The organism is Streptomyces sp. NPDC022552 (genome assembly GCF_055561875.1).
In genome coordinates, this window is record NZ_JBVHGJ010000004.1 from 66,311 (window position 1) to 91,909 (window position 25,599).

Annotated in this window: 25 protein-coding genes; 14 read left to right on the forward strand and 11 right to left on the reverse strand. The window is 72.8% G+C overall.

Annotation, left to right across the window (positions count from 1 at the left end; all coding sequences use genetic code 11):
• Positions 1-53: 53 nt before the first annotated feature.
• The 3 genes from ACZ3OF_RS13365 to ACZ3OF_RS13375 form a co-directional block, all read right to left on the reverse strand.
• A complete protein-coding gene (locus ACZ3OF_RS13365; RefSeq protein WP_467304530.1) occupies positions 54-509 on the reverse strand; it encodes an ATP-binding protein in 456 nt (151 codons plus the stop codon).
• Between the two features lie 6 nt (positions 510-515).
• The gene (locus ACZ3OF_RS13370; protein ID WP_361679793.1) at positions 516-875 is read right to left on the reverse strand and encodes an STAS domain-containing protein; all 360 of its coding nucleotides are present in this window, start codon (positions 873-875) and stop codon (positions 516-518) included.
• Between the two features lie 127 nt (positions 876-1,002).
• Positions 1,003-1,248: a DUF5133 domain-containing protein gene (locus ACZ3OF_RS13375; protein WP_467304533.1), complete on the reverse strand. Its 246-nt coding sequence runs from the start codon at positions 1,246-1,248 to the stop codon at positions 1,003-1,005.
• Between the two features lie 138 nt (positions 1,249-1,386).
• On the opposite strand from ACZ3OF_RS13375, the gene ACZ3OF_RS13380 reads away from it, so the two are divergent.
• Together ACZ3OF_RS13380 and ACZ3OF_RS13385 are read left to right on the forward strand one after the other, a co-directional pair.
• Positions 1,387-2,424: an NAD-dependent epimerase/dehydratase family protein gene (locus ACZ3OF_RS13380; protein WP_361679796.1), complete on the forward strand. Its 1,038-nt coding sequence runs from the start codon at positions 1,387-1,389 to the stop codon at positions 2,422-2,424.
• Between the two features lie 160 nt (positions 2,425-2,584).
• Complete coding sequence (locus ACZ3OF_RS13385; protein ID WP_361679799.1) at positions 2,585-3,043, forward strand: rho GDP-dissociation inhibitor; 459 nt, start codon at positions 2,585-2,587, stop codon at positions 3,041-3,043.
• On the opposite strand, the gene ACZ3OF_RS13390 is transcribed toward ACZ3OF_RS13385, so the two are convergent.
• Positions 2,998-3,864 carry a glutathione S-transferase C-terminal domain-containing protein gene (locus tag ACZ3OF_RS13390; RefSeq protein ID WP_467304536.1) on the reverse strand — a complete coding sequence of 289 codons (867 nt, stop codon included), beginning with the start codon at positions 3,862-3,864 and terminating at the stop codon, positions 2,998-3,000. The two genes, ACZ3OF_RS13385 and ACZ3OF_RS13390, sit on opposite strands and share 46 nt — an antisense overlap.
• Before the next feature lie 414 nt (positions 3,865-4,278).
• Here ACZ3OF_RS13390 and ACZ3OF_RS13395 point away from each other — a divergent pair, with 414 nt between their 5' ends.
• The 4 genes from ACZ3OF_RS13395 (at position 4,279) to ACZ3OF_RS13410 (ending at position 8,228) form a co-directional block, all read left to right on the forward strand.
• Positions 4,279-4,737 (forward strand): RrF2 family transcriptional regulator, encoded by a 459-nt coding sequence (locus ACZ3OF_RS13395; protein ID WP_361679807.1) that lies wholly within the window; start codon positions 4,279-4,281, stop codon positions 4,735-4,737.
• A gap of 140 nt (positions 4,738-4,877) precedes the next feature.
• Positions 4,878-6,188 carry an acyl-CoA dehydrogenase family protein gene (locus ACZ3OF_RS13400; protein WP_467304538.1) on the forward strand — a complete coding sequence of 437 codons (1,311 nt, stop codon included), beginning with the start codon at positions 4,878-4,880 and terminating at the stop codon, positions 6,186-6,188.
• A 131-nt stretch (positions 6,189-6,319) separates the two neighbouring features.
• Entirely contained in the window at positions 6,320-7,192 is an 873-nt protein-coding gene (locus ACZ3OF_RS13405) for a universal stress protein (RefSeq protein WP_467304540.1), read from the forward strand.
• A 271-nt stretch (positions 7,193-7,463) separates the two neighbouring features.
• Positions 7,464-8,228, forward strand: coding sequence for a CAP domain-containing protein (locus tag ACZ3OF_RS13410; RefSeq protein WP_467304542.1), 765 nt, complete (start codon positions 7,464-7,466; stop codon positions 8,226-8,228).
• A 26-nt stretch (positions 8,229-8,254) separates the two neighbouring features.
• Here the strand turns inward: ACZ3OF_RS13410 and ACZ3OF_RS13415 are convergent, their stop codons facing one another.
• The 6 genes from ACZ3OF_RS13415 to ACZ3OF_RS13440 all read right to left on the reverse strand — a co-directional run bounded on the left by ACZ3OF_RS13415 (position 8,255) and on the right by ACZ3OF_RS13440 (position 15,974).
• The gene (locus ACZ3OF_RS13415; RefSeq protein ID WP_467304544.1) at positions 8,255-9,847 is read right to left on the reverse strand and encodes a sigma-70 family RNA polymerase sigma factor; all 1,593 of its coding nucleotides are present in this window, start codon (positions 9,845-9,847) and stop codon (positions 8,255-8,257) included.
• A gap of 115 nt (positions 9,848-9,962) precedes the next feature.
• The gene (locus ACZ3OF_RS13420) at positions 9,963-10,253 is read right to left on the reverse strand and encodes a hypothetical protein (RefSeq protein WP_361433854.1); all 291 of its coding nucleotides are present in this window, start codon (positions 10,251-10,253) and stop codon (positions 9,963-9,965) included.
• Between the two features lie 96 nt (positions 10,254-10,349).
• Entirely contained in the window at positions 10,350-12,569 is a 2,220-nt protein-coding gene (locus ACZ3OF_RS13425; RefSeq protein WP_467304547.1) for an NADP-dependent isocitrate dehydrogenase, read from the reverse strand.
• A gap of 45 nt (positions 12,570-12,614) precedes the next feature.
• Entirely contained in the window at positions 12,615-13,655 is a 1,041-nt protein-coding gene (locus ACZ3OF_RS13430) for a phosphatase PAP2 family protein (RefSeq protein ID WP_361679825.1), read from the reverse strand.
• A 169-nt stretch (positions 13,656-13,824) separates the two neighbouring features.
• Positions 13,825-14,121, reverse strand: a complete 297-nt coding sequence (locus ACZ3OF_RS13435) for a hypothetical protein (protein ID WP_467304549.1) — start codon at positions 14,119-14,121, stop codon at positions 13,825-13,827.
• A 29-nt stretch (positions 14,122-14,150) separates the two neighbouring features.
• Entirely contained in the window at positions 14,151-15,974 is a 1,824-nt protein-coding gene (locus ACZ3OF_RS13440; protein ID WP_361679831.1) for a glycoside hydrolase family 15 protein, read from the reverse strand.
• 186 nt (positions 15,975-16,160) lie between these two features.
• Here ACZ3OF_RS13440 and ACZ3OF_RS13445 point away from each other — a divergent pair, with 186 nt between their 5' ends.
• The 8 genes from ACZ3OF_RS13445 to ACZ3OF_RS13480 all read left to right on the forward strand — a co-directional run bounded on the left by ACZ3OF_RS13445 (position 16,161) and on the right by ACZ3OF_RS13480 (position 24,458).
• The gene (locus tag ACZ3OF_RS13445; RefSeq protein ID WP_467304551.1) at positions 16,161-16,913 is read left to right on the forward strand and encodes a glycosyltransferase family 2 protein; all 753 of its coding nucleotides are present in this window, start codon (positions 16,161-16,163) and stop codon (positions 16,911-16,913) included.
• Positions 16,914-17,518: 605 nt separating this feature from the next.
• Positions 17,519-17,749: a hypothetical protein gene (locus tag ACZ3OF_RS13450; protein ID WP_467304553.1), complete on the forward strand. Its 231-nt coding sequence runs from the start codon at positions 17,519-17,521 to the stop codon at positions 17,747-17,749.
• Positions 17,746-19,068 (forward strand): hypothetical protein, encoded by a 1,323-nt coding sequence (locus ACZ3OF_RS13455; RefSeq protein ID WP_467304555.1) that lies wholly within the window; start codon positions 17,746-17,748, stop codon positions 19,066-19,068. The genes ACZ3OF_RS13450 and ACZ3OF_RS13455 overlap by 4 nt, the downstream gene beginning before the upstream one ends.
• Entirely contained in the window at positions 19,065-20,882 is a 1,818-nt protein-coding gene (locus ACZ3OF_RS13460) for a glycosyltransferase family 4 protein (RefSeq protein ID WP_361679843.1), read from the forward strand. Before ACZ3OF_RS13455 ends, ACZ3OF_RS13460 begins: the two co-directional genes overlap by 4 nt.
• Positions 20,864-21,121 carry a hypothetical protein gene (locus ACZ3OF_RS13465; RefSeq protein WP_361679846.1) on the forward strand — a complete coding sequence of 86 codons (258 nt, stop codon included), beginning with the start codon at positions 20,864-20,866 and terminating at the stop codon, positions 21,119-21,121. Before ACZ3OF_RS13460 ends, ACZ3OF_RS13465 begins: the two co-directional genes overlap by 19 nt.
• Complete coding sequence (locus tag ACZ3OF_RS13470; protein WP_467304558.1) at positions 21,118-22,215, forward strand: glycosyltransferase family 4 protein; 1,098 nt, start codon at positions 21,118-21,120, stop codon at positions 22,213-22,215. The genes ACZ3OF_RS13465 and ACZ3OF_RS13470 overlap by 4 nt, the downstream gene beginning before the upstream one ends.
• A 173-nt stretch (positions 22,216-22,388) precedes the next feature.
• A complete protein-coding gene (galE, locus tag ACZ3OF_RS13475; RefSeq protein ID WP_361679852.1) occupies positions 22,389-23,390 on the forward strand; it encodes a UDP-glucose 4-epimerase GalE in 1,002 nt (333 codons plus the stop codon).
• A 330-nt stretch (positions 23,391-23,720) separates the two neighbouring features.
• Positions 23,721-24,458 (forward strand): glycosyltransferase family 2 protein, encoded by a 738-nt coding sequence (locus ACZ3OF_RS13480; RefSeq protein WP_467304561.1) that lies wholly within the window; start codon positions 23,721-23,723, stop codon positions 24,456-24,458.
• Between the two features lie 124 nt (positions 24,459-24,582).
• Here ACZ3OF_RS13480 and ACZ3OF_RS13485 read toward each other — a convergent pair whose 3' ends face one another.
• Positions 24,583-25,299 carry a TetR/AcrR family transcriptional regulator gene (locus tag ACZ3OF_RS13485; protein WP_361679857.1) on the reverse strand — a complete coding sequence of 239 codons (717 nt, stop codon included), beginning with the start codon at positions 25,297-25,299 and terminating at the stop codon, positions 24,583-24,585.
• Positions 25,300-25,599 lie beyond the last annotated feature (300 nt).

A 25,599-nucleotide genomic window follows, 5' to 3' on the forward strand; every position in this document is an offset into this window, starting at 1 on the left:
CGAGGGCGTCACACACACGGTCCTACGCGGTACGTACGCGGTCTCCTGCGCGGTCAGCCGTCGCCGCGAGGCGTGGGGCGGGCGACTTCCAGCCAGACGACCTTGCCGCGTTCGCGGGCTTCGGAACCCCAGGCGTGCGCCAGGCGGTCCAGGACCATCAGGCCGTGGCCGCCGGGCAGCGACGGTGCGCGGGGCTGGCGCCGACGCGGGTGCTCCGGGTTCCCGTCGGAGACCTCGACCCGCAGCCGGCCGTCCCTGTGGCGCAGGACGAGTTCCTCGGGGCCTCCGGCGTGCAGGCAGGCGTTGGTGACGACTTCGGAGACCAGGAGCAGGACGTCCTCCGCCCGCTCCCGTCCCTCTTCGTCCTCGGCCGGGATCCAGCCCCAGTCGGTCAGCGCCTCCGCCGTGAAGTCACGACAGCGCATGACGACGCCCTTGGTCCCGAACAGCACCAGCCGCCGCACCTGTCCCTCGTCCACGCCTTTCCCGCCCACGACTCCCTCCGCCATCCGCGCCTAGCCACCGGCCCGGTGGTCGGTGAGCGCCTCGGCCACGTCCTCGTACACCCGGAACACCATCCGCGCCCCCGTGATCTCGAACATCCGGGCCACGGGCGGGCGAAGGGCCGCCAGTTCCAGCCGGCCGCCCTCCTCCATGGCGCGCAGGCGGGCGCGGAGGAGCACGTTCAGGCCGGTCGAGTCGCAGAAGCTCAGCTTCTCGCAGTCGACCAGGATCCGTACCGCACCGATCCGCTCCTCCAGAGCGCTCCGCAATGTGTCCGCGGTGTCGTGGTCGAGCTCCCCCGTGAGGGAGAGCACCACGGCACCGGGCTGCGGTCCGGGCTCGGCCGTGACGGCGAACCGCTCCGACGTCATCGGATCACCCGCCTCCCTCCATGGTCGTACAGAGTCAGGGGTCCATCTCTCTCATGCCCCCGACCTACCCCGGAACGCCTCTCTTGTCCCATCGGCGCGGGCGAGGTGCCCCGAGATGCCGTAACGGTCAGGAACCGGGGAGCCCTTCCAGTGCCTGCCGGGGTGCGGGGCTCGTCCGTCCCACGTACCGCTCGGCGGCGTGCACCGCCTCGCGCGCGGTCCGCTCCCCCATCAACACGCACAGCGTGTACGCCGTGTCCTCGAACCGCCTTCGGATCGACAGGTCGCACGGCCGGGCCAGGACCACTCTTTCCTGGGCCCGGTAGTGCCGCAGCAGCCGGTCGATCTTGTTTCTGTCGGGCAGCAACATCATGCTCCTCCTGGCGCGGCCCCCGTCCCTCCGTCGCTCCATATTCGGGTCACCGCGTCACCCGCGCGACCCATGCGAACACGATGCGTCACGCCTTCGGGTCGACATGCGCGTCCGCCGGGAATGGCGGAAGGTCGTTCCATGAAGGCGAGTGCGGAACTGAAGGTCGTCGTCACCGGTGCCACGGGCAATGTCGGGACGAGCCTGATGAGAACTCTGGCGCGCGAGCCACGGATCGCCTCCGTCCTCGGACTCGCCCGGCGCACCCCCTCGTTGACGCTGGAGAAGACCGAGTGGGCCGAGGTGGACCTGTCGCTGGAGAGCGACGAACCGCGGCTCGCGGAGTACATCGCGGACGCCGACGCCGTGGTCCATCTGGCGTGGCGGTTCCAGCCGACGCACGATCCCGTCGAGACCTGGCGGACCAACGTGCTCGGGTCCCTGCGGGTCTTCGACGCGGTGGCGGCGGCGCACGTGCCGACCCTGGTGTGCGCCTCGTCCGTCGCCGCCTACTCGCCGGGGCCGGAGAACGGAACGCCCGTCTCCGAGTCCTGGCCGACCCATGGCTGGCCGGGCGCCGCGTACACCCGCGAGAAGGCGTATCTGGAGCGCGTCCTGGACACCTTCGAGCGCGACCACCCGCAGACCCGGGTGGTGCGGATGCGGCCCTGCTTCCTCTTCAAGGAGGAGTCGGCGAGCGAGCAGCGCCGGATCTTCGCCGGCCGGTACTTCCCGGGCTGGCTGTTCCGTCCCGACCTGCTGCCCGTCCTGCCGGAGCTGCGGGGGCTGCGCTTCCAGGCGCTGCACACGGACGACGCGGCCGACGCGTACCGCCGTGCGCTCGTACGGGACGTCCGGGGCCCCTTCAACCTCGCGGCGGACCCGGTGATCGACACGGCGGTGCTCTCCTCGCTCCTCGACGCGCGGCCCGTGAAGGTACCGAACGGCGCCGCACGGAGCCTGCTCTCGGCCGCCTGGCACCTGCGGGTGGCGCCCGCCTCGCCCGACCTCTTCGACGCGGTGCTGAAGATTCCGCTGCTGGCCCCGGACCGCGCGCGGCGCGAGCTCGACTGGGAACCGTCCTCGACCTCCCTGGAGGCACTGGGTGCCTTTCTACGGGGTGTACGGGCAGGCAGCGGGGACGCCACCGGCCCGCTCACAGGGCGCCGCGTAGGCTGAGAGACACGGGCGCGCCGCGCGCCGTCTCCCCCGCCGCGCCGCCCGCCCGCCGCGCCGCGTCCACCGCCCCGCATGCGCGGGGGCGAAGCGGGTAGCCGCTGATGCGTCGTCGTACCGTCCTCCTCGTTCGCGAGGCCCTGCCCTGAGAGGCGAGCACACCATGGTTTCCCTCGCCGACACGGCCCCGGCCGTCCCTCCCCGGGAACGCCCCACCGTCCGGTTGCTCGGACTGGAGCTCCAGTACACCGGACATGAGGACATCTCCGTACCGGTGCCCGCGGCGGAGCGGGCGTCCGCCCCGTTCACCGTCAAGGAAGGCACGGAGTGCCGGGCCGTGGTCCGCTTCCAGGTGGACGGCACGGCGGTGACCGGCCTGAAGGTGGTCGACGTCCGGCACCGCGCCGGAGCCGAACTCGGCGGCCGCGAGGTGGCGCTCGGGGACTTCCGGCACGGCGGCCCGTACGAGCTGGCGCTCCCGCCCGAGCGGGTACCGAACGGCCCACGCGCCCGGGGCCTGTACGAGGTGGAGGCGGCGCTCGTCGACGGCGACGGGCGGGTGCTCGACCGGAGCAACTACCGCTTCGAGGTCAGGAAGGACTGGGAGCCGCTCGCGGCCTGAGCGTCGCCGACGCCGCTCCCGAAGTCGAGATGGGACGCGAACGCCGGGTGCGCGGCGAGGCGTTGGGCGTAGGACCAGAGCGCGCGGTGTCCGGCGATCCGGTCCCGGGTGGCGCCGTCGAGGTGCCCGCGGTGGACCGTGTCCAGTTGGAGCAGGGTCACCCACACATGGACGTCGGCCGCGGTGACGGCATCGCCGAGGACGTAGGGCCGTCGCTCCAGCGTGCGCTCCAGCTCGCCGAGGGCGGCGAACAGGACGACGAGCGGGCCCTGGCGGGCGGCTTCCGTGTCGAGCCCCGGCTGCCCCGCGTCGCGCGCGGCTCCGTCGATGCCGCGTGCACAGAGGTCGCCGATCGCCTCGACCTCGGCGTCGCACCCCTCGGGCAGCAGGTCGGGCCGGTCCGGGCCGCGGAACCGGAGGGCGAGGTCGCGCAGGATGTCGGGCGCGTGGGTGCTGACGATCCGGCCGGTCCACCCGTCGCTGAGCACGGGCGCGGCCGCCGGTCCGGCGTACTGGTGGGCGCTGGCCTCGTACAGGGCGCGCAGCACGGCGTAACCACCGTCGGGTGTGTCGGGGGATGCCGGGAGGAAGGAGAGCGGAACGGTCTCCTGGAGACCGAGGAGACCGTGGGTGACGGCGATGCCCAGACAGCCGGGACAGGCGCGCGTGACATGGAGCCGGTAGCGGTGCGGCACGGGGTAGTGGCCGCTGCGGACGTCCTGGCCGATCCGGCCGGAGAAGGCGGGCCGGGCGGTCGCCGGAGGGACGAACGGGGCGAGGTACGGCGGTACGTACGGACCGTGGTGCTGGATGACGGACATGCTTCTCCCTGAGGGTGCTCGGTGCTGGGTCACGGCAGCGCGCGACGACGTCGGCGCGCGCCCGGAGGCAGCGGCGATACGGGAAGGAGGAGAGCGCGCAGCCGTGCGCGGGAGGCCCGGCGCGGCCGCTCAGCGGGCCGAGACCGCGCCCCGGCGGCGGTGGCGACGTGTCGCGCCGCACATCCGCAGAAGGTCGATGTGACGGCGGGAGGTCAGGGCCGGTGAGAGCGGCTGCCGGGCGGCCCCGGCGGTGTCCTGCGTTCCGGCGATTCCCATCATTCCCTACCTGTTCACTCGGATTCCCGTCCCCGAGTGTCGACGCGGTCACGGTCCGCGTCAAGAGTGCGGACCGACCCCGGACACACCCCGCCCGGGCGTACGAATCCGGTCACCGAGGTGCGGAATAATGCGGGCATGCGCATCTCAGCCAGGGCCGACTACGCGGTACGCGCCGCGCTCCAGCTGGCCGCCGCCCAGGACACGGGGCCGGTGAAGGCCGAGGCGATCGCCGACGACCAGGGCATCTCGCACAAGTTCCTGGAGGGGATCCTCGGCGACATGCGCCGTGGTGGTCTGGTGCAGAGCCAGCGCGGCGGGAAGGGCGGGTACTGGCTGGCCAGGCCGGCGGAGTCGATCTCCGTCGCGGACGTCATCCGCTGCGTGGACGGCCCGCTGGTGTCCGTGCGCGGGGTGCGGCCGCCGGAGCTCTCGTACACGGGTCCGGCCGAGTCCCTGCTGACGCTCTGGATCGCGTTGCGGGCGAATGTGCGCCAGGTGCTCGACGGCGTGTCGCTCGCGGATCTCGCGGCGGCGAAGCTGCCGGCCGAGATCTCCGGGCTCGCGGAGGCCCCGGACGCCTGGACCAACCCCTGACATCTCCCCGCAGGACAGCCCCGCCATCTCGGCTCACGAGATTCAACCGTCCATGATGTGAACGCCCCTTGGCGCCCCGGCACCCCTCTGCGAGTATCCCTACCATTCCAGTGGGAAACCTAGGGAACCTATGAGGTGACGTGAGAACGCCGAAGAAGTCAGCGCTACGCCCCACCTCCCGACCGGCCGACCGCCGTGGTGACGACGAGATATGGCCCCGCGTCACCCGGGAGCTCGCCGACGACCTCGCCTTCGACGCCCCGGCCAGGGACCGGGCGGGCAAGCCCCCGTTCGACGAGGTGGCCCGGCTCCAGGAGGCCGGGCTGCCCGCCCTGCTCGCCCCGCCGGGACCGAACGGCCGAGGAGCCGACTGGCGGGCCGCCTGCGCGGTGATCCGGGAGATCTCCGCGGCCGACAGCTCGATAGGCGAGCTCCTCGCCCACCATCACGTCCTCTCCTGGACCGCCCGCTTTCTCGCCGGCGGCGAGTCACCCGTCCCCGCGAGCGCCCCGCAGGCCGGCTTCGAGGACGGCACGGCACGGGAGGGCCGGCTGCTCGCCGGCGGCATCGAGCCGTCCGGTACGCCCGCGGAGCCCGGCCTCACCCTCACCCCGGCGCCGGGCGGACACCTCCTCGACGGGCGGCGCTCCTTCGCCTCGGGCGTGAGCGTCGCCGATCGTCTCGTCGTCGGAGCGCGCTGTACGGAGACCGGGGAGCTGTTCGTCGTCCTGGTGGACCCCGCGGATCCCGCGGTGTTCACCGAGCCCGGGGCCGAGCGGGTCGGACAGCGGCTCGCGGGTGCCGGGACGGTGACGTTCGATCAGGTACGGGTGGACGCGCGGAACGTCCTCGGCTCGCTCCCCCGCGACGAGCACGCCGTCGCCCCGTTCACGACACTCGCCCCGCTCGCCCTGCGTCTCCTGCTCGTCCATGTCGGGCTCGGCATCGCGGAAGGAGCACTCGCCGAGGCCCGGGACGTCAGCCGCGCGACCCGGGCGGTGCCGCAGCGCACCGGACAGCGCACGGGTGCGCCCGACGAACCGTCCGACGACGCCTTCGGCCGCGAGGACCCGTTCCTCCTGCTGGCGTACGGGGAGTTGGCCACCTCCGCTCATGCCGCCGCGGCCGTCGTCGAGCGGGCGACGGACGTTCTGGCGCGCGGTCTGGCGGCCGGGAGCGCGCTCGGGGTCGAGGAGCGCGCCGACATCGCCGTGCTCGTCGCCGCGGCCGAGGCCGTGACGAGCCGGGCGGCGGTACGGATCACCAGCCGGATCCTCGAACTCGTCGACACCACCGAACCCGCCGACGCCCCGGGCGGTGGCCCCGGCTTCGACCGTTTCTGGCGCAACGCCCGCGCCCTGACGGCCCGGTCCTCCGAAACGCACCGCCTGCGCGACATCGGCGACCACTACCTCCACGGCACGCGACCGGGACTCCGACTGCTCGCGTGATGTCCCCGCTGTCGGCATGCCGTCGGCATGTCGGGACCTCCGGCCCTCTCGCCCAGCGGTCGTTTGACCCAAGCTGGAGGGGAAAGGCGCCGGTCGACAGGCCGGAGTCGTCGAGTGAGAGAGGCAGCCTGATGAGCCGTGACATCGTCGCCGGAGTGGACGGTTCGCCCGAGAGTCTGGCAGCGGCGGACTGGGCCGCGCGTGAGGCCGTGCACCGCGGGCTCGCCCTGCGCCTGGTCCATGCCTGGCGGTGGCAGCCGCTCGACCTCCCGCTGACCCAGGACCCGGAGCACCAGGAGCGAATGGCCGCCGAGGTGGTGCGCGAGGCCGAGTCGGCGATCGCCTCGCGGTTTCCCGGCCTGGCCCTCTCCGCCCAGGTCCTGCCCGACACGCCGGTCGCCGCGCTGCTGAGCACCGAGGAACGGGCGGAGATGCTCGTCATCGGTTCGCGGGGGCACGAGGCGGTGGCCGGCTTCCTGCTCGGCTCGTACGGACAGCAGATCATCGCGGGCGCCACCGGGCCGGTCGTGGCGGTCCGGGCGCTCGGCGGCGAGGAGCCGGAACCCGAGGGCGGCGAGATCGTCGTCGGCCAGCTGGGCGGGCCGGAGGACAGCGCCCCCGCGCTGGGGTTCGCGTTCGCGACGGCGGCGGCGCGCGGGGCGTCGATCCGGGCGGTACGGGCGTGGAACCTGCCCTCCCTGTACACCTACAGCCCCGGGTCGATGGCGCTCGCCGACGAGGCCGGCGGACTCGTCCCGTACGAGCAGAAGGCGCTGCGCGAGGCCCTGGCCCCGTGGCGGGAGCGGTACCCCGACGTCCGGGTGACGGAGCAGGTGGAGATCGGGAGCGCCGGGCAGGTGCTTCTCACCTCATCGGGCGGTGCGCGGCTCCTCGTGGTCGGGCGCCGGGCCCGGCGTGGGGCGGTCGGTCCCCGGATCGGTTCGGTGGCGCACGCCGCACTCCATCTGGCTCCGTGCCCGGTGGCGGTCGTGCCGCACGAGTGATGCGGTGGCGCCACGGGTTGACCCTGCGGGGTGACGCGGCAGGTTGACGCGGTGTGTCGGCTGGTCCTGGCCCGGAAAGGGTTATGACCGTCGCCCCGGCGGCTCTCCCCTGCCGCCGGACCGTCCGGCGGCTCCGGAGCAGAGAGCGGAGCCCATGCAGCACCACGACGAGCCAAGGCCAGACGAGCAGCGGACGCACGGCGGTGGCCGGCACCGCAGAGGCGGGCGTCCTCCGCGTCCTGTCCGCCGGGCGCCGTCCTTCCGTACGGCCGTGGCCCTCGCGGGTACGGCGACGGTGGCGCTGACGGTCGCGGCCGGGGCGTACGTGGCGTCCCTCGGAGGCCCGTCGGCGGTGGACACCCGTTCGGAGGAGGTCGCCCTGACGAATGTGGCGCCCCTCATCGGCCGGTCGGCGCCGCCCGTCGCACCGCCGTCCGCGCCCGTCCCATCCACCCCGGCCGAGGCCACCCCTTCGGGGTCCGTGGCACCATCCGTGACCCCCTCCGCGCCCCGGTCCGCGCCGTCGGCGCCCGCCCCTGTCCCGAAGGGGTCCGCGTCGGGCTCGACGCCCCCCGCTCAGGCCCCGGCGCGGGCCCCCGCGGTGGAGAACGCGGTGGCCCCGGCGCCGAAGGCGGGCGGTGGCGGGGCGGCCGCGCAGGTCATCGAGCAGGTCGTCACGCTCGCCAACACCGAGCGGGAGAAAGTCGGTTGCTCCCCGCTGCGCGCCGACGGCCGACTGCACGAATCGGCCCAGGCCCACGCGGACGACATGGCGGACCGTGGCTACTACGCCCACACCACCCCCGAGGGCCGGGACGCGGGCGACCGCATCACGGCGGCCGGCTACACATGGTCCAGCTGGGCGGAGAACATCCACCGCGGCCCCAAGACCCCCGTGGAGGCCATGGAGGACTGGATGAACAGCGACGGTCACCGCCGCAACATCCTCAACTGCTCGTTCAAGGACCTCGGCGTCGGGGTGGCCCTGACGTCCAACGGGCCTTGGTGGGTGCAGAACTTCGGCATCCGGCGCTGATCCGGCGGGCCGGTGCGGCGGTGGGTTCAGGACGCGGGCGCGGCCAGCTTCTGCACCCACACCGTGCCGTCGGGCCCGGACACGGCGGCGACGCCGGTGTGGCGGTAGCGGCAGTTCAGCATGTTCTGCTCGTGCATCGCGCCGTCCATCCAGTCCTCGAAGACGGCGGCCGGGTCGGCCGAGCCGCGCGCCAGGTTCTCGGCCCATGCCGACCAGGAGTACCCGGCGGCCGAGATCCGCGCGTCGGCGAACCGGCCCTCGGGGCTGCTGTGCGCGTAGTAGCCACGGCGCACCATGTCCCGGGCGTAGGCGCGGGCCGCCTCGGCGAGCCGGGGATCGGACGTCAGGGGCTTGCACCCGGCCTCCGCCCGCCGCTGGTTGACCAGGCGGTTCAACCGCTCCTCGGGGGTGGCCGTCCGTGTCGGGGTGGGCGTCGGGGTCGGGGTCGGGGTGGGCTCGGGGGTGGTGGGGCTCGGCGGGGGCGGGGTGGTCGGCGCCGGGGGCGGTGCCGCCACCGGCGTGACGGGGGGCGCGGGCTCACGGGGCTCCGGCTCGGACGGCATCAGCAGGATGATCCCGCCGAGTACGCCGAGGGTGACCGCCCCGGCGACCCAGGCCCGCCGCAACGAGCCCCCGGCCGCCCCGCTCGTCCCCGCCCCGGAGTCGACGGGTACCGGCCCGGTACCGCCGTGCGGGGTCCCGGCCGCTGCCGGCCCCGCGGCCTGGCCGGCGACCGGATCCGCGGGCGTACCGGCGTACGGAGTCGGGTCGGATCCCGCGGTCCCGTAGGGGCTCGGGTCCGCGTGGTCGCCGGCCCAGACGACCGCCTCGGTCTCCGGCGGCGGGGTCGCCCAGAGAAGGAGCGGGGGGACGAGGGCCAGGCCCACCAGCAGCGCTTCGGCCGGGGCGAGGTTCGTGCCGGCGGGGACGCACCGGGCGCAGCTCGTCACATGGCGGGCGAGGCGCTTGCGCCAGAGCGGGGAGGGTCGGCCGTCCCAGTCGGCGGTGAGCCGGGCCAGCTCCGCGCACTGCGGCCGCGCGGCCAGGGCGCGTACGACCTCACGGCCCGTCTCCAGGCGCTCCTTCATCCGCTGGACCCGGACGGCCGCGTGCGCGGGGGTGACCTCCAGGGCCTCGGCCAGCTCCGCGCGGCTGAGTTCACCGCCGGCCTCCAGCCACCACAGGGCGAGCACCTCTCGGTCGCTCTCGTCGAGCCAGCGGGTGGCCTCGGCGACCTCGCGCCGCTGGCCGGAGAGGCCGAGCCGCAGGATGGTCAGGTCGACGAAGTCCCCGTCGGGGTCGGCCAGCTCGGCGGCCCGGTCGAGACCGGGGACGGGGCCGTTCTGCCGCTCGCGCCAGCGGCGGCGGATCTGGTTCATCGCGATGGCGACGAGCCAGGACCGGAAACTCTCGGAGTCGCGCAGCCCGGGCAGACCGTGGAGGGCGCGGACCATCGTCTCCTGGACGACGTCGTCGACGTCCGCGTGTCCGTCGAGCGCCCGGCCGACGATGTTGTAGACCAGCGGAAGGTAGGCGCGTATCAGCAGCTCACCGGCGTCGGCGTCGCCCGCCGCCGCCGCGTCCACCAGTGCGGCCGTGCCGCGCTCGTCGCTGTGCATGTGCCCTGCTCCCTCGTACCTGGGTCTGTCCGTCCCCGTCGTGAGGAGACCCGTGGGAGCGGGTGGGATAACACTTCGCGGCCGGGGACGCGACGTTACCGGGCCGCGAAACCGGCTATGCGGGTGGGTGGGGCAGATACGGCAAGGTGGCCCCCTGCCCCGCCCGTACGGCCTCGACGGCGGCCTCGTGGAGTTCGCGGCTCTCCGCCTCGGAGGAGCACGGCACCGGACTGCCCGCCATCGTGAACCAGTCGGAGGCACCGCTGTACTGCACGGCTACGCGTGCTTCGCCATCTGCCCAGGTGGTGTGCACGGTCAGGTCGCCCGTGACCGCACCGACTTCGTCGGTGAGCACCCCACCGCGCCCGGTGTAGACGCCGGGGGTCGTCCATGATGCCCAGCTCATCCATCCAGGTTCACACCCGGATGCCACATCCGCCACTGACGGGACCGCCCCGGCCGGAGGAATTCCGGCCGGGGCGGTTCGGCTGTCGTGCCGGGATCAGACGAGGGACGCGATGGCCTCGTTGAAGGTGGCGGACGGGCGCATCACGGCCGCGGCCTTGGCCGGGTCGGGCTGGTAGTAGCCGCCGATCTCGGCCGGGGAGCCCTGGACCGCGTTGAGCTCGGAGACGATGGTCTCCTCCTGCTCGGTCAGGGTCTTGGCCAGGCCCGCGAAGGCCTCGGCGAGCTGCGCGTCGTCGGTCTGCTTGGCCAGCTCCTGGGCCCAGTACAGGGCCAGGTAGAAGTGGCTGCCGCGGTTGTCGATACCACCGACGCGACGGGTCGGCGACTTGTCCTCGTTGAGGAAGGTGCCGGTGGCGCGGTCGAGGGTGTCGGCCAGGACCTGGGCGCGGGCGTTGCCCGTGGTGGTGGCCAGGTGCTCGAAGCTGGCGGCCAGGGCGAAGAACTCACCCAGGGAGTCCCAGCGGAGGTAGTTCTCCTTGACGAGCTGCTGGACGTGCTTCGGGGCGGAGCCGCCGGCGCCCGTCTCGAAGAGACCGCCGCCCGCCATCAGCGGGACGACCGACAGCATCTTGGCGCTGGTGCCCAGCTCCAGGATGGGGAAGAGGTCGGTCAGGTAGTCGCGGAGGACGTTGCCGGTGACCGAGATGGTGTCCTCGCCGCGGCGGATGCGCTCCAGGGAGAACTTCGTGGCCTCCACCGGGGAGAGGATCTTGATCTCCAGGCCCTCGGTGTCGTGCTCCGGCAGGTACTGCTCGACCTTGGCGATCAGCCGGGCGTCGTGGGCACGGGTCTCGTCCAGCCAGAAGACGGCCGGGGCGCCGGTGGCGCGGGCGCGGGTGACGGCGAGCTTGACCCAGTCCTGGATGGGCAGGTCCTTGGTCTGGCAGGCGCGGAAGATGTCGCCCTCGGCGACCTCCTGCTCCAGGACGACGTTGCCCGCGGCGTCGACGAGGCGGACGGTGCCGGCCGCGGCGATCTCGAAGGTCTTGTCGTGGGAGCCGTACTCCTCGGCCTTCTGCGCCATCAGACCGACGTTCGGGACGGAGCCCATGGTCGACGGGTCGAAGGCGCCGTGGGCGCGGCAGTCGTCGAGGACGGCCTGGTAGACACCGGAGTAGCTGCTGTCCGGGAGGACGGCGAGGGTGTCGGCCTCCTGGCCGTCCGGGCCCCACATGTGGCCGGAGGTGCGGATCATGGCCGGCATCGAGGCGTCGACGATGACGTCGGACGGCACGTGCAGGTTGGTGATGCCCTTGTCGGAGTCGACCATGGCGAGGGCCGGGCCCTCGGCGATCTCGGCGTCGAAGGACGCCTTGATCTCGGCGCCGTTCGGCAGGGCGGCCAGGCCGTTGAGGATCCCGCCGAGGCCGTCGTTCGGGGAGAGGCCGGCGGCGGCGAGCGCCGCACCGTGCGCGGCGAAGGTCTTCGGGAAGAAGGCGCGCACGACGTGGCCGAAGACGATCGGGTCGGAGACCTTCATCATCGTGGCCTTGAGGTGCACGGAGAAGAGGACGTCCTCGGCCTTGGCGCGGGCGACCTGCTCGGAGAGGAAGGTACGCAGGGCGGCGACGCGCATGACGGAGGCGTCGACGACCTCGCCGGCGAGGACGGGGACCGACTCGCGCAGGACGGTGGTCGTGCCGTCGGCGGCGACGTGCTCGATGCGCAGGGCGCCGGCCTCGGTGACGACGGCGGACTTCTCGGTGGAGCGGAAGTCGTTCTGGCCCATCGTCGCGACGTTCGTCTTGGAGTCCGCGCTCCAGGCGCCCATGCGGTGCGGGTGGGTCTTGGCGTAGTTCTTGACCGAGGCGGGGGCGCGACGGTCGGAGTTGCCCTCACGCAGGACCGGGTTGACGGCGCTGCCCTTGACCTTGTCGTAGCGGGCGCGGACGTCCTTGTCCTCGTCGGTCTGCGGGTCGTCCGGGTAGTCCGGGAGGGCGTAGCCCTGCGCCTGGAGCTCGGCGATCGCGGCCTTCAGCTGCGGGATGGACGCCGAGATGTTCGGAAGCTTGATGATGTTGGCCTCGGCCGTCTTCGCCAGCGCGCCGAGCTCGGCGAGGGCGTCGTCGATGCGCTGCCCCGCCTCGAGACGCTCGGGGAATCCGGCGATGATGCGCCCGGCCAGGGAGATGTCACGGGTCTCGACATTGACTCCGGCCGTCGAGGCGTAGGCCTGGATCACGGGCAGGAACGAGTACGTCGCCAGGGCGGGCGCCTCGTCAGTGTGGGTGTAGATGATGGTCGAGTCAGTCACCGGGTGTGCTCCGCTCCACGTCTGCGTCTGCGAGATTGCTCGACATCAAGATATCTCGTGATCGGCCTCGGTGGGAAAGGGCCCTGTCGGCTCGGTCGCGAGGGTGCCCGTGAGCCGGTACGGGGCGGGGGCGGCGTCCAGGTCGACGCGGCGGAGCAGGGCCAGCAGCACGAGCGTGACCGCCGCGCCGGCCCCGGCGACGAGTGCCTGTCCGGCCCGATGGGCGACGCGGGGGACGGACGGGTCGGTGGGCTCCAGCACGTACATGGAGTCGACGAGGAGGACGATCCCGGTGCCGAGGCCGCCCGCGGCGGCGAGGGCGAGGGGCGCCACGACGAAGAGCGCGCGCAGCGGGAAGCGGCGCGTGCGTGCGGGGGCGACCTTGCCGCGGCGGGCGAGGACCGCGAGCAGCCCGCAGGCCACGGCGAGGACGAGCAGGTCGGCGCCGATCGCGTCGCTGGGCCGGTGCCATCCGGCGGCCACGGTGTACGCGCCCACGGCCGCCGCCCACAGGGCGCACAGGCCCACGGCGACACCGCGCGCGCGGTAGGGGACGACGAGGACGAGACCGAACATCACGCTCATGGCGATCGCGGTGTGCCCGCTGGGGAAGCTGTTGTGCGCGAGGTGCGCCGGTGCCTCGACGAGGTCGGGGCGGGCCAGGAGGAGGCGCTCGAGCACCTCGGCGAGGAAGAGCGAGACGGTGACGGTGCCCAGTGCGGTGACGGTGAGCGTGTAGCGCCGGCGCAGCATCCCGATGCCGGTCAGGACGAGCAGGGCGACGGCGAGGGAATAGACGGTGATGTGCTGGAGTGTGCTGTTCGCCTCATGGGCGGCGGCCAGCGTCTCGTCGGTGAAGCGGCCCGTGAGGACGGCGTTCTCCCAGCGCTGGCCCGTCGCGGTCAGGACGAGTCCGGCGTAGACGACCGCCATGAGCAGCACCGAGCCGAGGCAGGTGCGGCGCATCCGCTTGCGTACGCGGGCGCTGAAGGAGTCGGCCGCTTCACCGGCGACGGCGGCGTACCACCAGGTGCCGGTCAGCGACTGCGGGGTGCCGTCGGTGCGGAGCCTGTCGTTGGGGGCCATGCTCCGATTCGAACCCCGCGGGGTTCGAATCGCCCGCTGGGCGCACCCGAACGAATCGCCGAGCGGCCCTTCCGGCGCCTTCGGCCGTGGTGGCACGTGGACGGCTCCGGGAGCCACCCGAGCTGGGGGTCGGCCGTCCTCGAATTGTCGGCCGTCCCAAAAGAATCCGTCAGCCGTCCTGGCGGGGCCACTGGGCGTACACGCCGAGGGCGAGACCGCAGAGCAGCGCCGCGAATCCGGCGTTGCTCATGGCGATGCCCACGTCGGGGTCCTCGACGAGCAGCGCTTCGGCCGCGTGGAGCAGGAACGAACCCGCCACCACGAGCTGCGCCCAGCCGAACACGGCCGTGCGGTGGATCCGTGTGCGCTGGTAGGGCAGGATCCAGCCGCGCGCGATCGCGAGCACTCCACTGATGGCGAGCAGCAGCCCCAGCAGACCGACAGCCCACCCGACGTACAACGTCATGCCGACCCTTCCCCTCGATGTCGGCCGGATCATGCCACAGCGGACCGTCCGGCGGGTGAACGGTCGTGGCGACGTGTTCCGAAGAGGGTGAACGCCGTGTTCACCAGGGCCACGTGACTGAGCGCCTGGGGCGTGTTCCCGAGTTGGCGGCCCGCGTGCGGGTCCCACTCCTCGGCGAGCAGTCCGACGTCGTTGCGGATGTCGAGGACTCGCTCGAAGGCGGTACGGGCGTCGGTGGGCCTCCCCGTCATCGCCAGGGCGTCCGCGTACCAGAACGTACAGGCCAGGAAGGCCCCTTCGGCGCCGTCCAGGCCGTCGACCTCGTGCACCTCCCCGTTGCCGACGTCCGCGTACCGGCGTACGAATCCGCGGTCGTCGAGCCGGCCCATCGCCTCGACCGTGCTGAGGACGCGCGGGTCGGACGGGGGGAGGAAGCCGAGCCGGGGGATCAGCAGCGCCGTCGCGTCGATGCGCCGGGCTCCGTAGTACTGCACGAACGACTGCTGCTCGTCGCTCCAGCCCCGCGCGCACACCTCGTCGCGCAGCTCGCGGCGCATGGTCTGCCAGCGCCGGACGGAGGTACGCAGCCCGGCGACGCGGGCCAGGCGCACGGCGCGGTCGGCAGCGACCCAGGCCATGATCTTGGAGTGGACGAAGTGGCGGCGCGGGCCGCGCACTTCCCAGATGCCCTCGTCCGGTTCCCGCCGGCGTTTCTCCACGTACTCCAGGAGTGAGGCCATCAGGCTCCAGACGTGCGGGTCGATGGCGACTCCGGCGCGGACGGCCGAGTAGATCGTGCTCAACACCTCGCCATAGATGTCCAGTTGGAACTGGTCGACGGCCGCGTTCCCGAACCGGACCGGCCTGGAGCCCTCGTAGCCCGGCAGCCAGTCGGCGCGTACCTCGGGGAGGTTGCGCTGACCGGCCACGCCGTAGAGCGGCTGGAGGTCGGCGGGGTCACCCGCGACGGCGCGGACGAGCCAGTCCTTCCAGGCGAGCGCCTCGCGTCGGTATCCGCTGCGCAGGAGGCAGGACAGGGTGAAGGTGGAGTCGCGCAGCCAGCAGAATCGATAGTCCCAATTCCGCTCTCCCCCGATGCGTTCGGGGAGCGAGGCGGTGGCCGCGGCGATGACGCCGCCGGTCGGTTCGTAGGTGAGAGCCTTGAGGGTGACGAGCGATCGGATGACGGCCTCACGGAAGGGACCTTCGTAGCGGAACTGTGAGGCCCACTCGTCCCAGAAGGCGAGCGTGCGGGCCAATTCCCCTGCCACGTCGGGCTCCGGGGGCGGCGCGGTATGGGAAGGGCTCCAGCCGAGGACGAAGGAAATGCGCTGACCGGCCGTCACCGACACGTCGAGGGAGGTGCATTCATCGGTGACGCTGATCTCGGTTCCCGGCCCGCACCGCAGATATGCGGCGTCCGGGCCGGCCACGGTCGCGACCGTACGCCGGTCGACCGACCGGGACCAGGGGATCACGGTGCCGTGGTTGAACCGCATGCGCAACTCACCGTGCAGGTCGACGCGTCCGGAGACGCCTTCCACCAACCGGATGATCTGCGGGGCTCGTTCGCGGGGCGGCATGAAGTCGACGATGCGCACGGTGCCGGAGACGGATTCCCAGACCGATTCCAGGACGAGCGAATCACGTCGGTAACTCCGGCGACTGCACGGGCGATTTCCGACGGGCGCGAGACTCCATTTCCCATGGGATTCGTCGCCGAGGATCGCGGCGAAACAGGCGGGCGAGTCGAATCGAGGCGCGCACCACCAGTCGACAGCCCCGTCCTTCCCTATGAGGGCAGCCGTCTCCAGATCACCTATGAGGGCGTAGTCCTCAATTCGCCCTGCCATGAACGGATTGTATTCCTCTGAGCGGTGCGGCGCACGGACAGAAGGGTGCGGCCTTGACTCCGCGGCATTCCGCGCAGGATGCTGAAAGTCGCTCCCGCGATTCTGGAGAAAGCCGTACCAATGGGTAACGGGCCACATCCGATGCGCCGGTCGACCGACCGTTCACCCGACGCGGACACCCGCACGGTGAGTCTGGTGATTCCGGTGCGTCCCGGGGACCGTGACACCGACCGGCTGCTGGAGCAGGTACCGGCCGAGGTTCGCGAGGTGGTCCTGGTCGGGAGCGCGTCCGGGGAATCGACGGCGGACGAAGGCAGCGCCACGGCCACCGGCCCCAGCGGTGCCCGCGCGTCTGTGACCGTACGCAGGCTCGGGCCGTGGAACTGCGAGGCGGGCGACATCCCGCACGCGGGGCTGCTCGCCGCCACCGGCGAGCACATCGTGCTGATGGGCGCCGACGGCAGCATGTCGCCGAAGGAGATCCCGCACTACCTGCACTACCTGGAGAGCGGCTACGACTTCGTCAAGGGCTCGCGCTTCATCGCGGGCGGTGACTTCGCCGACTACCCGCTCCTGCGCAGACTCGGCCACAGCGCGCTGCTGCGCCTCGCCCGGCAGCTGTACGGTCAGCATCTGACCGACCTCTGGTACGGCTTCTGCGCCTTCCGCCGCGGCTTCGTGGACCTCCTCGACCTGCGGGAGGACGGGGTGGAGCTGGGCGCCGAACTGGTCACCCACGCCCTGCACTACGGGCTGCGCATCGCCGAGGTGCCGAGTCTCGAACTGCCCTGCCACCACGGCCTGTCGCACACCCGCACGGTGCGTGACGGTGCGCGCATCCTGGGCGGGCTGCTCGACGAGCGCCCGCACAACGCGCTGCACCGGCTCGCGCCGTCGCCGCGTCTCGCGGGCCGAACGGAACGGGCCCACCACGCTTGACGGATCAGAAATCCGATGCTAACGGTGGAAGTCAGGCATTTTGGATGGATGAGAGACCCTTGGCAGGGTCGGTTGCCGGAAGAAGCTTTCCCGTGAGGTCACATCTGATCGGCAGGACACCGGCGGCACCCGCTCCGCATCCACTGCGACGGGTGACCGACTGGCCCTCCGCCGAGTCCCGGCGCCGTAGCCCCCGCGTCCCGGGCCGCCGCCCCACGTCCCATCCCGGACGGCGGGCCACCGACCGGCTCCGGCCCACGGTCCGCCCCTGCCGTTCCGCCGTACGCCGCCCGCGGGCGACCGCCCGGCGCCGGCGCTCCCGTAGCGTCCGCGCCCGCACCGCGAGCAACCGACGCGGCAGCGGCTCGCACGGCTCACCCTCGGAACCCGCCGGACCCGCCCGACCCGCGGGCCACGCCCCGCCCACCCCTCCGGCGGCATCCGCCGGTCACGCCCGCATCACGCCCCACCAGGTCTTCCCTGGCCTGCTGCACGCCGCGCCCGGCCTCGGGGCGGCCGCCCGCGGCGACGGGCCAGGGCCGGAACGACTGGGCACCCGGCGCTCGCGGCGCACTCCGAGCGGCCTCTCGGCCGTCACTCGCTTCATGGCGCGGGACGCCGAGGCCACGCAGCGGCCGCCACGTCGGGCGCCACGCACGACCGATGCGTCGGACCACGACCCCGGAGACCGCTTCCGGCTGCTGCACGGCTGTGACGAGGTGCAGGCGCCGGAGGCCCTGAGGAGGCTCGACGTGCGCGAGGCGACCGTCTCGCCCGCCGGCGGCCGGGACGTACTCGTCGGCACGCCGAGCCCTCCGCGGGGGATCAGGCCATGACGACCGCCGGCCCCGTCGCCCCCCGCGCGCCCGTCCTCCAGGACGAGGTCACGGCGGCGCACGGCGCGCGCTGGATCACCACTGCGGCGGTCACCGTGGTAGTGGTCAACTCCGTGCACGCGCTTGCGCTCACCGAGCTGCTCGACATCGACTCGTACCTGGGCCGGGTCCCGCTCTTCCTCGCCGGAGCGGTCCTGTGGCTGCTCGCGGCGATCCTGACCACCACTGTGGTGCTGGGGCGGTTCCTGAGCCGCCGCGGCGCCCCCGAGCCGGACGACAACGGTCAGGGCGAGGCCGTGCCCCAGGAGGCGGTGCCGGACGGGAGCGAGCCGTACGAGACCCGGTCGGACGGGACGGAGCGGCGCGGGCCCCGGTCGGACGGGGTGGGCCCTGGCCGTGGCACGGGGCAGAACCCCGAGCGCACCCTCCGCCTGCTCGTCGACGCCGTCTGGCGGGGGGACCCCCGGCCGGCGTCCGACGAGGAGCTGCGGGCGGCGCTGGCCGCCGCCCGCGTCAACCGGGTCGAGGGCCGGCTCGCGCGGGCCTACCCCCGCCAACTGGCCGCGACGCTCGACGCGGTGAGCGACGCCACCCTCCTCTTCCGCCGCAACCTCGTCGAGTCGACGGACCGGCTGGGCGCGGCGGACATCCCCACGGTGCTCATCAAGGCCGACCTGTCCGGCGATCTCGTGAACGGAACCTTCGACCTGGTCGTCCCCACGAACCGCTGGAAGGCCGCCCAGGAGGCGCTCGACGGCTGGTACGTGGAGCGGTCGGCGCACTGGCTGGAGCGGTCCACCTCGGTCCTCCTGGAGCCGCCCGACGGTCCCTCGGCCCAGCTGCACACCTCGGTGGCCTGGCGCGGCGTCCCGGTCATGGCGACGGACCGTCTCTTCGCCCACGCCGTCCCCGACCACGACGGCCGCGCCTGGCTCGTCCCGTGCCCCGCCGACCGGCTGCGGATCTGGCTGGCCCACGGACTGTTCCGGAACCAGTCGCTCGACCTGTCCGAACTCCTCGCGCTGCGCGAGCTGCTGGCGCCCGAGGTCATGGCCGAGGCCCGCACCCAGACCGCTCGGGAGGGCTGGTCCGCGGGCGCGGACCGGGCCCTGGACCTCGCGACCGAGGCGATCGCCGCGCTCGACCGGGGCGAGCTCGTACGGCTCCCCCTGCCGCTGCCCGTATCGACGTCGCTGCGCACCGGCGTGGAGCACGCCGGGCACCTGCTGACCCGCGGGCGGGCTTCCACGGCGGCCCGTGAGGTCGCTCTGCGAGTGCCGCTAGTCGTCACCGAGCGACTGCGGAGGCGCACCTCATGAACACGGCGCGGCCGCTCCTGATCGCGGTGTCCGGCCCCGACGGCGCGGGCAGGTCCTCGCTGGTCCGGCGCGTGGCCGGGCTGCTGCGGCAGCGCGGCTTCGCGGTGACCACCCTCGACTGCCACGGCTGCGTCCTGTGCCGTGGATCCGGCTCTCCTCCACGGGTGAGGGAAGAGGAGGAGACGGTACGGCGCCCTGCCGATCCCGCGCGCCGGGGATCGTGGGCGCGCCGTGCCCACGCCGTGCTCGACGCCGGTGACCTGTCCGTACGGACGCGTGCCACCCGCCGCGCCCTGGCGGCACGTTCCCGGGGCCGTCCGGCGATCCTCCTGACGGACGGAGGGCCGCTGGACGGGCTGGTGACGTTCGGCCTCCCGCCGGGGCACCGGGCCTCGGACCGCTTCACCCGGCTCGTCCGCCGCTACGACCTGACCCTGCTGGTGGAGACCGCTCCCGCCTCGTCGCGTGGGCGCGGCGGGGAGCGGACCGCCGGATCGCCGGCCCTGCGGTGGGCGCTTCACCGCGCCTGGGCCTCGCACTTGCCCCGGGTGGTGCGGCTCGACGGCGAGCGTGCCCCGTCGCGGGTGGCGGCGGAGGCGCTGGAGCGGGTGCTCGACACCGTACGGACGCGGCGTCTCCCGGACGCCGGGGAGGGGGCGGGCCCGGCGCGGCGGAAGCGGATCGTCGTCTCGATCTACGACGACGCGGGCAATCCCGACCACCGGGGCGGTGGCGCCCTGGTGGTCGAGAAGGTCGCCCGGCGGCTGTCGGACGACTTCGACGTGACGGTGGTGACGGCCGGCAGGCGCGGTGTCTCCCTCCGCCGTGACGGCATCCGTTACCTCTACCTCCCGGTCCGCTGGGCCGGTCCGCGCGCCGGGCAGCTGCTCTTCCTGACGCTGCTCCCCTTCCTGGCCCGCAGGCTTCCGCACGACGCGTGGCTGGAGAACTTCACGCCGCCGTTCTCGACGAGCTTCCTGCCGCTGTTCTCCCGCGCGCCGGTCGTCGGGATCGACCAGGGACGCAGCGCCGAGGCGCTGTGGCGGCGGTACCACATCCCCTTCTTCCTGGTGGAGCGGCTCGGGCTGCGCTGCTACCGGCACATCGTGGTGATGAACGAGGCCGACGCCTCCGCCGTCCGGCGGCTCAGTTCCCGGGCGGACGTCCAGGTCATCGCCGACGGTGTCGAGCAGCGGCAGCTCGACGACGCCCGGATCGGCGCGGGCGACTACATCCTGTTCCTCGGGCGGATCGACACCCGCGTCAAGGGACTCGACCTGCTCCTTGAGGCGTACCGGCTGAGCCGTCCTCCGCTGCCGTTGCTGCTGGCGGGCAGCGGCACGCAGACGGAGGAGCGCAAGCTGGCGGCGCTGCTCGCCGCGCACCCGGGCAGCGTCCGCTGGGTGGGGTTCGCCGGGGAGGAGCTCAAGCGGGACCTCCTGCGCGACAGCGCCTTCCTGGTGATGCCGTCGCGTCACGAGACCTTCGGCCTGGTGGCGCTCGAAGGGATGTCGTACGGGAAACCGATCCTCCACTTCGATCTGCCCGCCCTGCGGTGGATGCGCGGCGGAGGCGATGTCGCCGTGCCGCCGTTCGACGTCGCCGCGCTGGGCGACGGGATGCGGATGCTGGCCTCCGACGAGCGGGCGCGGCGGGCGCTCGGGCGGCAGGCCGGACAGGCGGCGCAGCACTACACATGGGACGAGATGACGGGCCGGTACCTGGCCCTGACGCGCCGTCTGGTGGACGGGTCCGTCCGCGGGCGACGGCCGAGGAAGGACCGGAGGGGCGAGCCATGGCCGACGACCCTCTGACCGCCCCGATCGCGTACGGCCGCCCGTGGGGCGTGCGGTCACCGCATCCGTACGACGGCGTGCGGCAGACCCGGGCCTCGGACGCGCAGGAGACCGGCCTCGCCGAGGCCGAGCGGCTGACCGGGCGCGGCGAGCCGCTGTCCGCCTCCGGGAGAGAGCCGTACCGGCCGCTCCCGCTCTGCCGGATCCCGCTGCCGGGCGGCACGGCCCCGGCGGCCCACCCCGGACGTGGATCATGACCGTCAGCGCGCGGCCGCCGCGTGTCCTGCTCCTGACCGGCAGCCCGCTGGACGGCGCGGACGGGTCGGACGTGGGGATGGCCAGGGACGTCCTCCGAGCCCTGCCGGACACGGACTTCCTCTGGTTCTGCCAGTGGCCCGCCCGTCGCGGCCGACCGCCGCCGCCCGTCGGGCGAGCGGTCCGTCTCTGGTCGCCGGGCGGCACGAAACAGGTTCCGGTCCGTCTGGAGGCCGCGCTGGCCGGGGCCGTCGCGGCACGCCGCGCCGATCTGGTCCACGCGTTCGTGACGATCGGGCGCGCCTTTCCCGCCTACTCCTGGCTACGCCCTCTGATGCTGGGGGCGCGCCCCGTCGTCCACACCGTGCCCGGTGTGATGGAGGCGCGACTGCTCGCGAGGACCCGGCCGCTGGGGACGACGGTCGCCCTGTCGGAGTCGATGGCCCGCCGGCTGCGCGCCGCGAACTTCGGCGACGTCCGGGTGATCCCTCCCATGATCCGGCTGAGCGAGTGGCCCTTCCTCCCCCGCCCCGCGGGGGTGCCGACCGTCCTCTTCGCCGGACATCTCGATGCGCAGGGCGGCGCCCTGACCGCCGTCGAGGCGGCGGCGGAGGCGGCGACGTCCGGAGCGGTGTTCCGACTGGTCCTGGCCATGGGCGGGCGGCCCGGGCAGAACTCGGTCGCCCTGCAGAGGGAGCTGAGGGAGCGGGCCGGGGCCGGGGGCCTGACCGACGTGGAGGTACGGGGCTACGTCGACGACATGCAGGGCCTGCTGGCCTCGGCGCACGTCCTGCTCTTCCCGCCACCGGTGATCGGTGGCACGGCGGACATCCCCCTCACGGTGCTGCGGGCGCTGGCCACCGGCCGGCCGGCCATCCTCAGCGACCTTCCGCAGTTCGCCGACTTCGGGGACGCGGTTCTGCGGGCTCCAGCCGGTGACGCCCGCAGGACCGGCCAGCAGCTGGCCTGGCTGCTCGAACAGCCCCGGGTCTGGGACATGCTCGCGGAGCGCGGCCGGGCGACCGTGGAGGAGTCCTTCGGGCCCGAGCGATTCGCGGCCCAGTACGGGTCCTTGTACCGGGAACTGCTGGCATGAGGCCGCCGACGTCGCGTCGGAGGCGTACGCGTGCGGCACCAGGCGGAACCACGGAGCGGGGGCCGAGGAACGAACTGCCCTTATGCTGTCGCGAATAACGACGAGTCATGACAAACCGCCACTGAACGCCGTCAGGCTGTGCGCGGTGTGCTTCCTCGACCGCGGAGAAGACCGTGAAGACTCTCATCACCGGCGGCGCCGGATTCATCGGTTCGACCATCGCCTCGGCCTGCCTGGACGAGGGCCTCACCCCCATCGTCCTGGACAACCTGGCCACGGGGCGGCCCGAGTTCGTCGCGGGCCGGGACTTCTACCGCGGAGACATCGGTGACGGCGACCTGATCGACCGGATCTTCGCCGACCACCCCGACATCGAGGCCGCGATCGGCTGCGCCGCGCTCATCGTCGTCCCCGAGTCGGTCGCGCAACCGCTGCGCTACTACGAGGCGAACGTGGTCAAGGGCCTGGCCCTGATCGAGCACCTGCTGCGCAACGGGTGCCACCGGTTCGTGTTCAGCTCCTCCGCGTCGATCTACGCCTCCGGCCAGGGCATCACCGAGACGGCCCCGCTCGAGCCGCTGTCCCCGTACGCCCGCACCAAGGCCGCCTTCGAGAACGCGCTCGAGGACGTCGCCCACGGGACGGACCTGCGTGCCGTCTCCCTGCGCTACTTCAACCCGATCGGGGCCGACCCCAAGCTGCGTACGGGCCTCCAGTCCAGAAGGCCGTCCCACGCCCTGGGCGTCATGATCGACAAGTACCTGGCCGGGGAGCCGTTCCCCGTCACCGGGACGGACTGGCCCACGCGCGACGGCTCGGGCATCCGTGACTACGTCCACGTCTGGGACCTCGCCCGGGCGCACGTCGCCGCCGTCCGGCGCTTCGACCAGGTGGTTCCGGGCGGGCCCGACTCCTATCGCGCGGTCAACCTCGGCTCCGGCACCGGCACCACGGTCCTTGAGCTCGTGAGGGCCTTCGAGGAGGTGACCGGCACTCCGCTGGCCACGGTCCTGACCGATCGCCGGCCGGGCGATGTCGAGGGCGCCTATCCCGACATCGGCCTCGCCGGCCGACTGCTCGACTGGCGGCCCCGTCTCACCCTGCAACAGGGAATTGCCGACGCCCTGGCGTGGGTCGAGCATCGCGACGCGGTGCTCGACCCACCGGGACGATAACCTCCGCCCGCCCGGGGTTCCCGCCGCCACGACGCGCCCCGCCAGGGAGCCCCGGCCGGTTGCGGCCTTCGCGGCGGGCACGTGCCCGCTCCCCCGGCGAACCCTGTGATCCCGCTGCTCTTGACGCCGGCCACACAGAGGCGCAAAGTGTATGTATACGTCGTAAATGGGCGATGTTGTTCTACAGCGGATACTTCCGGCTGTTGCTTCGCCGGGCCGGAGTCCGCGTGGTGCCGCGCAGGCTCGGGGCGCGCGTGCGCCGACATTCCTCACAACCCGTTAAGGGTGTTCCACACGGAGTGACCTGCGATGAGCAGTCTGTCGGTTGTCATGCCTGCATACAACGAAGCGTCCAATCTGCCCGCGGTGCTTGCCGCTGTTCCCGTGAAGGAACTGGCAGAAGGGGGGTGGGAGACGGAACTGGTCGTGGTGGACAACGCGTCCACCGACGGCACGGGGGACATCGCACGTTCACTGGGGGCACGTGTGGTCTCCCAGCCCGAGCGGGGCTACGGCAACGCCTACCACGCGGGGTTCGACGCGGCGCGGGGGGACGTGATCGCCACCGGTGACGCCGACCGCACGTACCCGTTCGACGCACTGCCAGGGCTGCTGAAGGTCCTGGAGGCCTTGGACGTCGAGTTCTTGACGACGGATCGGCTCGTCCCCGGCAACCGCGACGCGATGCAGCCGACGCACTCCATGGGCAATCACGTGCTGAGCATGGTGAGCCGCATGCTGTTCCGCAACGGACTGCACGACTCACAGTCGGGCATGTGGGTTTTCCGCCGCTACGTCTGGCAGAGTCTCGACGTCCGGTCGACGGGCATGGCGTTCTCTCAGGAGATCAAGAATGCGGCCACGCTCGCGGGGTGCCGTTGCCTCGAAGTCCCGATCGCGTACCGCGTACGCGGGGGTGAAGTGAAGCTGCACGCCCTGCATGACGGCACCGCCAACCTCTGTCAGCTCTTCGCACACCGGTTCCGCCGCAGGAGCACGTCCGCCGCCCTCCCCGCGGAAGGCCCGACCCACCCCTCCGAGGCTCTCACCGGCCGCAGCACGGCGTGAACGCGGGCCGCCCCCGGGAAGGTCGGTGCCACGACTCCCCGGCGAGGTTCGCATGAGCGCCCGGCTCTCCGGGCCCGCCGGCACCCGCCGCCGGGCCCGGCTCCGACCGTCCGCCTGACACGGCTCACGGCTCCTCGCTCGCGAAACGGTCGAGCAGGGCGTCCAAGCCGGCGATGAGGCCCGCGTAGCCTCCCCGTTCGGCGAGCACGGGGGTGATCTCGCGCAGGGTGGGCAGTTCCTGGGCCGGCATGCGGTGCAGGCCGAGCCGGAACGACGGATCGGGCTCCGCGGGGTTGTCCACCATGGCCCCCAGCTCCACGGAGACGTATCCGAGGATCCAGGCCGTGACCGCACGGAAGGCGGCCGCGGTCTGGACCGGCCCGAGCCCCGCCGCCCTGAACATGGCGAGCATGCGCTCGTGACTCCTCAGGACCGCGAGCGGCCGTTGCGCCAGGGGAACCGCCAGCATGCGGGTGGCGAGGAGGGGCACCACGTGGGGGTGAGCGAGGCACGCCTGATACGTCTGCAGTGCCATCTGGTGCAGTCCGGCTCTCCAGTCGGCGTCGGGGGCGGCCTGCGCGTGGTCGAGATTCTGTTCCAACCGCAGATAGAGGGCCTCGACCAGCCCGTCCAGAAGCGCATCCTTGCCGTTGGCGTAGCGGTACAGGGCCATGGCCTCGACGCCGAGTTCGGCACCGAGGCGGCGCATGCTCAGTGCGGACAGGCCCTCGCGGTCGACGAGTTCCAGGGCCGCCGCCAGCACGACCTCACGGCTGAGCCTGCCCCGGTGCCCGTGGTCGCCCGCCCGACGGGCCGGCCGGGCTGCCGAGTCCTGTGCCATGAGCGTTCCTCCTCACCACCCGACTGTATGGCGTGCGGCCGAAAAGGGGAGGGGCCGCGCGGGAGACCTCCCGTCGCCGTCTTGACTCTGACCGAGACAGGGAACATTATGGGCGTATACGGCGTAAATAGACAGAATCATTTTATGATGGATATCTTCCGTGGATGGGGGATCACTCCCGATCGGAAGGTCATGTGCGCCTTGCGTGCTCGGGGCTGAGTGTTCGCGCGTGTGCGCTGAAAGCGTCTCAGGGCCCGCTACGGGTGTTCCCACGGAGTGACCTGCGATGAGCAGTCCGTC